This window comes from Dactylosporangium maewongense, from assembly GCF_039531485.1.
GTDB classification, from domain to species: Bacteria; Actinomycetota; Actinomycetes; order Mycobacteriales; family Micromonosporaceae; genus Dactylosporangium; species Dactylosporangium maewongense.
The window spans coordinates 300,474-311,428 of the sequence record NZ_BAAAQD010000001.1 but is presented as its reverse complement, the minus strand read 5'-3'; the positions used below and the strand labels follow the sequence as shown (position 1 = coordinate 311,428).

Genomic DNA, 10,955 nt, shown 5'->3' with positions numbered 1-10,955 from the left:
GGCAGCGCGCCACGCCAGAGTCAAGCACTTGTTTCCCACAGCGGATCAGTGTTTCCATTGTGCGATGGGCTGGTGGATCCTGCTGCACATCGTGCTGTTCGTGTTCTGGCTGGGCGGGGACCTCGGCGTCTTCTACTCCAGCCGCTTCGTCCTGCGGCCCGACCTGCCGCCCGTCGCGCGCAACACCGCCCTGAAGATCATGGGCGGGCTGGACCTGGGGCCGAAGATCTGCCTGGTGCTCTTCCTGCCCAGCGGCGTCACCCTGATGGCCCTGGACTCGCACGGCGCGCGCCTGGGCGGCTTCGAGCTGTTCCAGTGGTGGACGGTGCTGCCGGTGTGGCTCTTCGCCTTCGGCTGGCTGTTCCTGACGGTCAAGGACCACCACGAGCCGGGGAAGCACCCCGTGGTGCGACGGGCGGACTGGGGCATCCGGATCGGTTTGATCGGGGTGTTGTACGCCCTGGCGGGGTACACGATCATCGCCGCCGAGCCGTTCGGCGTGACGACGAACCCGAAGTGGCTCGGCGCGAAGGTCGCGCTCTACGCCACGGCGATCGCGTGCGGCCTCGGCATCCGGCTCACGCTGCGCGGCTTCGCCGCCCCCTACGGCGCGCTCATGACCACAGGCTCGACGCCGGAGGTGGAGCGCGGCCTGCGGCGGGCGGTGGACGGCTGCCTGCCCTACGTGTGGGGCATCTGGCTGTCCGTCCTCGCCGCCGCCGCCTTCGGTGTCCTGAAGCCCTGGATGCACTGAGGCGCCCGGAAGCCCTCGTCGAGCTACGGCGCGTGGTAGCCGAAGTGGCCGGAGACCCGGGCGGCCGCGACGAGAAGCCGGTCGGCGCACTCGGACATCCGCGGCTTGAAGCGCGACAGCGGCCCGGCCGCCGACAGCACCGCGATGACGTGCCCGTCGTGGTCGAAGACCGGCGCGGCCACCGACGCCGCGCCGACCTGCCGCTCCCCCAGCGAGGTCGCGTAGCCGCGGCGCTGGATGGCGGCCAGCTCGAGGCGCAGCGCGGCGTCGTCGACGATGGTCTTCTCCGTCAGCGCGCCGAGGGTGTGCTTGGCCAGGTACACCTCGATCTCGTCCTCGCCCAGGAACGCCAGGAACGCCTTCGACGAGGCGCCCGCGTGCAGCGGGTAGGGCGTGCCGAGCTGCACCTCCAGGCGCAGCTCCTGCTCCGGCACCACCTGGTCGGCGTAGAGGCGCATGTCGCCGCGCCGGATGGACAGGGTGGCGGTCTCGCCGGTCTCCTCCGACAGCCGGCGCAGCTCCGGCGCCGCGATCGCGCGCAGGTCGGTGCGGGCCAGGTAGGCGCGGCCGAGCGCGACCGCCGCGTGGCCGAGCGCATACCGGCGGGTCGTCGGGTCGACCGTGACCAGGTCGCGGTTGCGCAGCGCGGTGAGGATGCGGTGCACCGCCGCCTTGGTCAGGCCGAGCTCGGCGGCGATCTCGGTCACGCCCAGGTCGGGGCGCCCGACCCGGCCGAAGAGGAGCAGGACGTCCATGGCCCGCTCGACCGCCGCGATGGAGCGGCTCGCGGAGCCGTCGGTGTTGTCGGCGGAAGCCGCCGTGGTGGTGGTCGACACCCCAGAAGTCTAAGCACAGATTTCCCTAGGGGAAACGGCGTCGCACATCGTTGACATCGCTTGACCACCGTCGTTACCTTGACGGTGACAGCGTTTCGCCAAGTGGAACAGTTCGGCAGACAGAAGGTGAGCGCGGGTGACGATCGACCCCGACACGTTCCGCTCGGTGCTCGCACAGTGGCCGAGCGGAGTCAGCGTCGTGACCACGGTCGCGGGCGACGGCTGGCACGGTATGACCGCGAGCTCGTTCTCCAGCGTGAGCATGGACCCGCCGCTGATCCTCGTGTGCCTCAACCGGCGGATCACCACGCACGCGCTCATCGAGGCCAGCGGCGTCTTCGCCGTCAGCGTCCTGGCGAAGGACCAGACGATGGTCGGCCGCCGCTTCGCCGGCCAGGAAGGCGTCGCGGACCGGTTCGCCGGCGGCGCCTGGGAGACCCGGGTCACCGGCGCGCCGGTGCTCACCGACGCCGTCGGCTGGCTCGACTGCCGGGTCGTGCACGCGTACGCCGGCGGCGACCACACCATCTTCGTCGGTGCGGTCCTCGGCGCGTCGACCGAGCGGGTCGTCGCGCCGCTGCTGTTCCACTCCCGGGCCTGGGGACAGCTCGCCGACGTGCTGCCCGACCTGGTCAGCGTCGCCGACACCGGGCTGCTGTCCGCGCTGCGCACCCACGCCGTGCCCGCCACCGCCGCCGGCGCCCTCGCCACCGCGCTGCGCGCCGCCGGGGTCCGGGTGCGCGTGCGGGACCCGTACGGCTGCCTCGTCTCGACCGGCGACCGGCGCACCGCGACCGCGCTCGTCGCGACCGCCGACGAGGTCGCCGACGCGGCCCTGTCCGGCGCCGGGGTGATCGAGCTGCCCGCCGGGGACCCCGTCGTCACGAAACACATCCTCGACGAGGCCGGCCGCTACGACATGACGGCGGCCTGCTGGCTGCCGGACGCGTTCGCGCCCGCCCGCGCCGCCGACGTGCTCGACGCCGTCGACATGCTCGCCGCGCTCGGCTGCGCCGAGATCGGCCTCGACGAGGGCGCCGAGGCGGCCTCGCCCCGCCAGGTCCGGGAGCTGCTGCAGGACGCGACCGTCCGCGCTGCCACGAGGCCCATGCCCGTGTCCTTACGGGTACGCCTACGCGACCGGCACGGGCTCGGCCTCGTCAACGCGCTGACCGCGATGAAGAGCGGCGTCCGGCACTTCGACACCACCCTCGGCGGCATCGACGGGGTCCTGGCCTGCGAGGACGTGCAGTTCCTCGCCGACCGGCTCGGCGTCGCCTGCGACAGCCCCCGCGCCGCCCTGGTCGCCGCCGCCGCCGACCTCGAACGACACCTCGGCGGGGCGCTGCCCGGCCGCACGTACCGCGTTTCCACCTCCTGAAGGGACCCCGACCGTCATGGCACAGCTCACCGCCGACCGTCTGCTGGACGGCCTGTCCGACGCCGAGCGTGGCCGGGCCGCACGGGTCGAGGCCGTCCTGCCCGCGCTGCGGGACGCCGCGGCGGGCGCCGACGCCGAAGGCCGCTTCCCGGTCGAGCACGTCGCCCGGATGCGCGACGCGGGGCTGCTCGGGCTCGTCGTGCCGGAGGAGTACGGCGGGCTCGGCGGCACCCTGCGCGACCTCGCCGCCGCCACGTTCGCGATGGGCACCGCGTGCGGGTCGACGGCCCTCGCGTACTTCTTCCACAACACCAGCGCGTCGCGCGGCCTGCTGCCCCTGGAGGCGATCAGGGCCGGGCTGTTCGAGCCCGACGAGGTCCCGGTCGTGCGGGCGTTCGCCGAGAAGGTCCTGACCCGCATGGCCGGCGGCGTGTGGCTGGCCAACTTCGCGTCCGAGTCGGTGAAGAGCGCCGGCGCGAACATCTCCATCAGCACCACCGCGACGAAGGTCGACGGCGGCTGGCTGCTCAACGGCGAGAAGTCCTTCGGCTGCGCCACCGGCGTCGCCGACTACTACCTGACCACCGCCCGGCTGGACGGCACCGACACCGCCGCCGGGCTCGCCACGTTCTTCGTCCCGCGCGACGCCGCCGGCGTCGGCGAGCGCCCCACCTGGGACGCGCTCGGCATGCGCGCCACCGCCAACCAGGGCATCACCCTCAAGGACGTGTTCATCGCCGACGACGAGGCGCTGACCCTGCCCGGCGCGTTCGTGCGGATGCTCCAGGTCAGCCGCGGCTCGTTCGTCGGCAACCAGCTCGCCATCTCCGCCGTCTACCTCGGCGCGGCGCAGTCGGCGTACGACGCGGCCCTCGCCGCGACGACCGGCAAGGCGTTCGCCGACACCGGGCGGCCCGTCGCCAGCAGCCCCATGCACCAGGTCCTGTTCGGCGACATGACCGAGCGCCTGGAGACCGCGTACCTGTGGATCCGCCGCCAGCTGGAGCTGGAGACCTCCGAGCCGCCGCTACGCGGAAAGGACGACGTGTTCCGCCAGTGGCGGATGGCGAAGGGCTCCATCACCGAGGCGTGCTTCGACGTGGCCGTCGGCGCGCTCAAGTGCACCGGCACGTCCGGCACCGCCAACTCCGGCGTCATCGCCCGCGCCGTCCGCGACACCGCGATGTCCCTGGTGATGACGTTCCCCGCCGAACGCGGCCGCCTGGAGGCCGCCAACCTGGTCACCACCGGCGCCGAGAACGCCCTGTTCGCCAACGTCGCGTCGACCACGACGACGACAGGGAAGGATCGCTGACATGACGGCCCGCTCTCTCGTCGACGGTGGCTGGAAGCCCGCCAACCGGACGCTGCCCGGCACCCTGGAGGACCCGGCGACCGGCGCGGTGCTGGGCCCGCGGCTCGGCAGTTCCCGCGAGGACGTCGAGACCGCCCTCGCCGCCGCCGACCGGGCCGCCGGGCCGTGGGCGGCCGTCCCGCCGGCCGAGCGCGCCGACCTGCTCGACGCCTGCGCCGACGCCCTCGAGGCGGCCGTCGCCCGGATCGTCGCCGTGGAGAGCGCGAGCACGGGCGTGCCGATCCGGCAGGCGACCCCGCTCGGGTTCATCGTCACCGGCTCGTTCCGGCTCGCCGCCGCGCAGCTGCGCGAGGGCTGGCTGACCCGGACCGTCACCCGCGACGACGGCCGGCCCGTCACCGTCGAGCTGCTGCCGTGGGGTCCGGCGCTGTGCCTCGTGCCGTGGAACGCGCCCGCACCGATGGCCGCGCACAAGGCCGCCAACGCCCTCGCCGCCGGCTGCCCCACGATCCTGAAGCCCAGCGAGTACGCCCCCGCCGGCACCCAGCTGCTCGTCGAGACGATCGCGGACGTCCTGCCGCCCGGCGTGCTGCAGCTGCTGCACGGCGGCGCCGAGGTCGGCGGGGCGCTCGTCGGCGACCCGCGGGTGCGGGCCGTGTCGTTCACCGGCGGCGTCCCCGGCGGCCGCGCCGTCGCCGGGCTGTGCGCGGCCGGGCTGAAACCGGCGCAGCTGGAGCTCGGCGGCAACAACCCGCTGCTCGTCATGCCCGACGCCGACGTCGACGCCGCCGCCCGCGCCGCCGTCGACCTGCTCACCACCCTCAACGGCCAGTGGTGCCGGGCGCTGGGCCGGCTCATCGCCCCGCACGACCTGCTCCCGTCGCTGCTCGCCGCGATCGGTGAGCGCCTGGCCGCGCTGCGCGCCGGCGACCCCGCCGACCCCGCCACCGAGTTCGGCCCGCTCATCCACAGCGGGCACCGGGCGCTCGTCGCGGCCCGGCTCCTGGACCTCGGCGGCAAGGCGCACACGTTCACCGACGTGCCCGCCGGCGGGAACTTCTTCGCGCCCGCGCTCGTCACCGGCGCCGCCGAGGAGCCCGCCCGGCACGAGATCTTCGGGCCCGTGGCCACCGTCCACGGGTACGGCACCGTCGACGAGGCCGTCGCGCTCGCCAACGACACCGCGTACGGCCTGGAAGGCTACGTGTTCGGCACCGACGAGGAGGCCGCGCTCGCCGCCGCCCGCCGCATCCGGGCCGGCGAGGTGAAGGTCAACGGCTCGTCGGTGATGAGCCTGCACCTGTTCACGCCGCGCCCCGCGTGGGGCGTCTCCGGCCTCGGCGAGGAAGGCACCGCGGAGACCCTGCGGTTCTTCACCAACCCGCGGGTCACCGGCGTCGAGAACGGCTTCGCGCTGTGAGGTCGCTGCTGCACGCCCCGGGCGTGACCCACCTGCCCGGCGTGTACGACCCGCTGACCGCCGCGCTCGCGGCCCGGGCCGGGTTCTCGGCCGTGCACCTGTCGGGGGCGGCGGTCGCGGCGCTCGCGCTCGGCCTGCCCGACCTGGGCTACGTGCACGGCACCCACATCGCCGACCGCGCCGCCGCGCTCACGCCCGCGCTCGGCGGCGTGCCGCTGCTCGCCGACGCCGACACCGGCTACGGCAACGCGCTGCACGCGGTGTGGACGGCCCGCCGGTACGCCGCCGCCGGCGTCGCCGGGCTGCACCTGGAGGACCAGGTCAGCCCGAAGCGCTGCGGGCACCTGGCCGGCAAGGAGCTCGTGGACGTGCGGGTGGCCGCCGCGAAGATCCGTGCGGTCGCCGAGGCCGCGACCGGTCTGGTGCTCGTCGCCCGCACCGACGCCTACACCGTCACCGGTCTCGACGACGCGATCGGCCGGTGCCTGGCCTACGTCGAGGCCGGCGCCGACGCGGTCTTCGTCGAGGGGGTCACCGGCGCGGCGGAGCTGGCCGCCGTGCACGCCGCGCTGCCCGGCGTCCCCCTCGTCGTCAACCGGTCCGAGGCGGCCGGTGCCGACGTCTTCCTGAAGGACGCGGACCTCGCGGCGCTCGGTGTCCGGCTCGTGCTGCACCCGGTCGCGCCGCTGCTCGCCGCGCTGCACGCGGCCCGGGCCGCGTACGCCGCGATCGCCGCGCACGGCACCGCCGCCGGCGTCGCCCGGCTGCCGTGGGACGCGTTCACCGGCCTCGTCGGCCAGGGCTCGGCCCTCGCCCTCGACGCCCAGTACGCAGTGGAGGTGCCCGCATGAAGGTCATCGTCGCCGGCGCCGGGCCGGTCGGGCTCACCGCCGCGCTCACCCTGCACCGGCTCGGCGCCGACGTCACCGTCCTGGAGGCGGGCGAGGCCCTCGCCACGGAGTCCCGGGCGTCGACGTTCCACCCGCCGTCCCTGGAGATGCTCGCCGGGCTCGGCGTCCTGCCCGCGCTCCTGGAGCAGGGCCTGGTGTCGCCGCGGTTCCAGTACCGCGAACGCGGCGGCGGCATCATCGCCGAGCTCGACATGGGGCTGCTCGCCGGCGACACCCCCTACCCGTTCCGGGTGCAGTGCGAGCAGAGCAAGCTGACCCGGCTGCTGCTGCCGCTGCTGCCGCCCGGCACCGTCCACTTCGGGCAGCGCGTCGAGCGCGTCGCGCAGGACCGCACCGGGGTGACGGTCAACGACGGTCTCCGCGGCGACTGGCTCATCGGCGCCGACGGGGCCAACTCGGCGGTGCGCCGGTCCCTGTTCGGCGACGCGTTCGAGGGCATCACCTACCCGGACCGTTTCCTGGTCGGCTCCACCGACGAGGACCTCGCCGCGCTGCTGCCCGGCATCGCCGACGTCAACTACCTGTTCGACCCCGTCGAGTGGCTGGTCCTGCTGCGGACCCCCGACCACTGGCGGGTGCTGCTGCCGACCCCGCCGGACACCCCCGACGACCTGGAGAAGGCGCGGCTGCCGGAGCGGCTCCTCGGCGTCGCCGACCCCGGGCGGCCGTGGCGGGTCGCGCACACCACGCTGTACCGGGTCCATCAGCGGGTCGCGGAGTCCTTCCGGGTGGGCAGGGTGCTGCTGGCCGGGGACGCCGCGCACATCAACAACCCGCTGGGCGGGATGGGCATGAACTCCGGCATCCACGACGCGGTCCTGCTCGCCAAGGCCGTCATGACCGGCGACGAAGACGTCATCACCGGCACCGCGGACGCCAGGCGCGCCGTCGCCCGCGACTACGTGCAGAAGACCACCCACGGCAACTGGGAGAAGCTGCGCTCCGGCGGCGCCTCCGCCTACGCCGCCGAGCTGCGCGCCCTCGCCGCCGACCCCGCCGCCGCCCGCGCCTACCTGCTCCGGTCCTCGATGATCGCCTCCCTGCGGCAGGTGACCGCGTGAGCATCCGGCGGGAGAACCCGGCGCGGCATGTGGAGATCGTCGGGCGGGTCGACCCGGTCACCCGCAACGTCCCCGACCGGGTCGACGACGCCGTCCGCGCCGCGCACATCGCGTTCCGCGGCTGGTCCGGCACGCCACTGGACGACCGGCTCGCGGCGCTGGGCCGCGCCGCCGACGCGATCGCCGGTGAGCTCGACGACCTCGCGGTCCTGCTCGCGCGGGAGATCGGCAAGCCCCTGCCCGACTGCCGCGGCGAGATCGGGTTCGCCGTCCAGCACCTGCGGTGGGTCATCGAGCACGCGCCGGCCGCGTACGCCGACCGGGAGCTCGACGACGCCCAGGGCCGGCTGCTGACCGTCCGGAAGCCCTACGGGGTCGTCGTCGCGGTCACCCCGTGGAACGCGCCGGTCATCCTCGCCATGCTCAAGCTCGCCGCCGCGCTCGCCGCCGGCAACACCGTCATCGTCAAGCCCTCCCCGCTCGGCCCGCTCACCGTCGACCGCCTGGTCCGGCTGCTCCAGGCGCACCTGCCCGACGCCGCCGTCCAGGTCCTGCACGGCCACGCCGCCCTGGTCACGGCGCTCGTCACGCACCGCCTGGTCCGCAAGGTCGCGTTCACCGGCGGCGAGGACGCGGGCCGGGCGATCGCCGCGGCCGCCGCGGACCGGCTGATCCCGACGGTGCTGGAGCTCGGCGGCAACGACCCGGCGGTGTTCCTGCCCGACGCGCCGTTCGACGACGCGAGCATGGAGCGCCTGGTGATGGCGAGCTTCGCGACCGCCGGGCAGGTGTGCATGGCGGCGAAGCGGCTGTACGTGCCCCGGGACCGCGCCGGCGAGTTCGTCGACGCGTACGTGGCCGCCGCGGCCCGGGTCCTCGTCGTCGGCGACCCGCTCACCGAGGGCGTCACGATGGGGCCGCTGATCAGCGCCGAGGCCAGGTCCCGCGCGTCCGACCTGGCCATCACCGCCATGGGCGACGTTGTCGACCTGGGCCGCGAGGCCGACGGCTACGACGAGCAGGCGGGCTACTTCCTGCACCCGTCGCTCGTCGTCGACCCGGGGCCGGACTCCGCGCTCATCCGCGAGGAGCAGTTCGCGCCGGTGGTGCCGCTGGTCCCGTACGACTCCGAGGACCAGGTGCTGGCCATGGCCAACGACGACGACCTGGGCCTCGGCGCGTCGGTGTGGAGCGCCGACGAGGAGCGGGCGTTCGCCTTCGCCCGGCGCCTGGAGGCGGGGTTCGCGTTCGTCAACACCCACAACCGCACCGGCATGTCGCTGCGGGCGCCGTTCGGCGGGGTGAAGCGCTCCGGCTGGGGCCGCGAGTACGCCGAGGAGGGCCTCGCCGAGTACACGCAGACGTGCGTGGTGCACGCCCCGGCCGCGTTCCGCGCGGGCGGGGCAGGCCTGTCCCCCACCGCCTACCCGTCGTAGAAAGTGTTATCGGGATCGTCCGGCATGCATCTCTCAGGGGACGCACACCCCCGTCAGAGAGGTCCGACATGTCAACGGCACGAACAACACTGCTGCTCGCCGCGGCGGGCGGGCTCGTCGTGGCCGCGCTGGTCGCCACCGGTCCCGCGGCGAACGCGGCCGCGGTGCCCGCGTTCCCGGGAGCGGCCGGCCCGGCCATGTACGCCACCGGCGGCCGGGGCGGGGACGTCTACCACGTCACCAACCTCAGCGACAACGCCACCGCCCCGCAGCCCGGGTCCCTTCGGTACGGCATCGCCAACGCCCCTGGCACCGGCCGGACGATCGTGTTCGACGTCGCCGGCACCATCAAGCTGTCCCCACCCGGCCGGCAGGGCTGGCTCGCCATCGGCAAGAGCAACCTGACGATCGCCGGGCAGACCGCGCCCGCACCCGGCGTCACGATCATGGGGCAGGCCACCAAGGTCACCGGCGACAACGTCGTCATCCGGCACCTCAAGTTCCGGCCCGGGCAGGACCAGGCCAACCCCGGCACGGCGACGAACGACGGGATCTGGGTCACCGGCGACCGGGTGATCGTCGACCACGCGTCGGTCAGCTGGGCCGACGACGAGGGCATCAGCGCCAGCGACGGGGCCGGGCAGGTGTCGGTCCAGTACGCGATCGTGTCCGAGGGGCTGAACTACAACGGGCACAGCTACGGCGCGCTCGTCGGCAGCGACGTGACCGGCTCGAACATCGCCTACCACCACAACCTGTTCGCCCACAACCTCAGCCGGCTGCCCCGGCTGGGCAACGAGACCGGCGCGGTGAACGCGGTCGACTGGAGCAACAACGTCGTCTTCGAGGGCAAGGGCTACAGCGGCGACAACCAGAACGCGAACGCCAACTTCGTGGGCAACACGTACCTGCGCCACAACTCGAGCAGTCCCGCGGTCTTCACCGGGGCCACCGGCACCAGCCTCTACCAGTCGGGCAACCGGGTCGACTACGACGGGGACTCGAACCTGGCCAACGGGCGCGACGCCACGTGGACCGAGTACGCCTCGGTCCCGATGCACCGGTCGGCCCGCCTCGACGTGCCGAACATGACCTACGAGACGGCCGCCGCGGCGCTGCCCAAGGTCCTCGACCGCGCCGGCGCGTTCTGGTGGGCCCGCGACGCCGTCGACACCAGGATCGTCGCCGAGACCCGCACGACCAGCGGCGGCCTGATCAACGCCCCGAACGCGGGCGAGTGGAACGCCCTGTGGAACGCCGCCCAGGTGAGCCGGCCCAGCGGCTGGGACACCGACCGCGACGGCATGCCCGATGCCTGGGAGTCCGCCAACGGCCTCGACCCGAAGGTGGACGACCACAACGGCGACGCGGACGGCGACGGCTACCGCAACATCGAGGAGTACCTGGAGCACGCCGCCCAGGGCGGCCAGGCGAACCCGACCCCACCGGTCACCACCCCGCCGGTCACGACCCCGCCGGCGGGTGGGTGCACGGCGGCCTACCGGACCACCAACAGCTGGTCCGGCGGCTTCCAGGGCGAGGTGACTGTGACCGCCGGCGGCTCGCCGGTCACCGGCTGGTCGGTGCGCTGGGCGCTCGGCAGCGGCCAGAGCATCGGCCAGATCTGGAGCGGCCGCCTCGCCACGAGCGGCGCGGCCGTCACCGTGACCAACGAGTCCTACAACGGCGCCCTCGCCGCCGGCGCCTCGACCACCTTCGGCTTCATCGCGACGGGCACGGCGACGACGCCGGCCCTGACCTGCGCCGTAAGCTGACCCAAGCCCCGGCGCCGGCTTCCTGCCGGGCCCTGTTCAGGGCCCGGCGGGTGCGGCTGATGCAGG

The 10,955-nt window shown here is 74.2% G+C and carries 9 protein-coding genes; 8 read left to right on the top strand and 1 reads right to left on the bottom strand.

Annotation, left to right across the window (positions count from 1 at the left end; translation table 11 throughout):
• The first annotated feature begins 64 nt into the window (after nt 1–64).
• Nucleotides 65–754: a hypothetical protein gene (locus tag ABD332_RS01405; RefSeq protein WP_344498612.1), complete on the top strand. Its 690-nt coding sequence runs from the start codon at nt 65–67 to the stop codon at nt 752–754.
• Between the two features lie 23 nt (nt 755–777).
• Here the strand turns inward: ABD332_RS01405 and ABD332_RS01400 are convergent, their stop codons facing one another.
• Nucleotides 778–1,590, bottom strand: a complete 813-nt coding sequence (locus ABD332_RS01400) for an IclR family transcriptional regulator (RefSeq protein WP_344498610.1) — start codon at nt 1,588–1,590, stop codon at nt 778–780.
• A gap of 136 nt (nt 1,591–1,726) precedes the next feature.
• Here ABD332_RS01400 and ABD332_RS01395 point away from each other — a divergent pair, with 136 nt between their 5' ends.
• The 7 genes from ABD332_RS01395 (at nt 1,727) to ABD332_RS01365 (ending at nt 10,889) form a co-directional block, all read left to right on the top strand.
• Entirely contained in the window at nt 1,727–2,971 is a 1,245-nt protein-coding gene (locus ABD332_RS01395) for a flavin reductase (RefSeq protein ID WP_344498608.1), read from the top strand.
• A gap of 16 nt (nt 2,972–2,987) precedes the next feature.
• Nucleotides 2,988–4,286, top strand: coding sequence for an acyl-CoA dehydrogenase family protein (locus ABD332_RS01390; protein ID WP_344498606.1), 1,299 nt, complete (start codon nt 2,988–2,990; stop codon nt 4,284–4,286).
• Between the two features lies 1 nt (nt 4,287).
• Entirely contained in the window at nt 4,288–5,706 is a 1,419-nt protein-coding gene (locus tag ABD332_RS01385; RefSeq protein ID WP_344498604.1) for an aldehyde dehydrogenase family protein, read from the top strand.
• A complete protein-coding gene (locus tag ABD332_RS01380; RefSeq protein WP_344498602.1) occupies nt 5,703–6,557 on the top strand; it encodes an isocitrate lyase/PEP mutase family protein in 855 nt (284 codons plus the stop codon). The genes ABD332_RS01385 and ABD332_RS01380 overlap by 4 nt, the downstream gene beginning before the upstream one ends.
• Nucleotides 6,554–7,678 (top strand): FAD-dependent oxidoreductase, encoded by a 1,125-nt coding sequence (locus tag ABD332_RS01375; protein ID WP_344498600.1) that lies wholly within the window; start codon nt 6,554–6,556, stop codon nt 7,676–7,678. The genes ABD332_RS01380 and ABD332_RS01375 overlap by 4 nt, the downstream gene beginning before the upstream one ends.
• A complete protein-coding gene (locus ABD332_RS01370) occupies nt 7,675–9,114 on the top strand; it encodes an aldehyde dehydrogenase family protein (RefSeq protein ID WP_344498598.1) in 1,440 nt (479 codons plus the stop codon). Before ABD332_RS01375 ends, ABD332_RS01370 begins: the two co-directional genes overlap by 4 nt.
• Before the next feature lie 68 nt (nt 9,115–9,182).
• The gene (locus tag ABD332_RS01365; protein WP_344498595.1) at nt 9,183–10,889 is read left to right on the top strand and encodes a cellulose binding domain-containing protein; all 1,707 of its coding nucleotides are present in this window, start codon (nt 9,183–9,185) and stop codon (nt 10,887–10,889) included.
• The last annotated feature ends 66 nt before the right edge of the window (nt 10,890–10,955 follow it).